1 protein-coding gene is annotated in these 292 nt (G+C 47.9%); it reads left to right on the plus strand.

Features of this window, described 5'->3' with window-relative positions:
* A partial coding sequence (locus R0J92_RS22380; protein WP_411053273.1) for a baseplate J/gp47 family protein occupies positions 1 to 292 on the plus strand: 292 nt, incomplete at both ends.

The raw sequence follows: 292 nt of genomic DNA on the forward strand, positions 1-292 counted from the left end.
TATGAACGGTACTTGATGAGGGCAAGACGTGAAGCTGTCAGTGCCAACAAAGCACACTATAAAAAGTGGGCTGAAGAAGTAGAAGGAGTTGGGAGAGCGAAGGTTTTTCCTCTCTGGAATGGTGAAGGTACAGTGAAAGTTGTCATCACTGACGGGAATTTTGATGTGGCGACGGATCTGCTCGTCAATAAGGTTCAAGAGTACATTGATCCTGTTCCAGGAGAAGGGGAAGGTCAAGCACCAATCGGGGCTATTGCCGCTGTTGAAAGCGCCAAGTGGAAAGATGTTGAGG

Source organism: Tritonibacter sp. SIMBA_163 (genome assembly GCF_046535935.1).
Lineage (GTDB): Bacteria > Pseudomonadota > Alphaproteobacteria > Rhodobacterales > Rhodobacteraceae > Epibacterium > Epibacterium scottomollicae.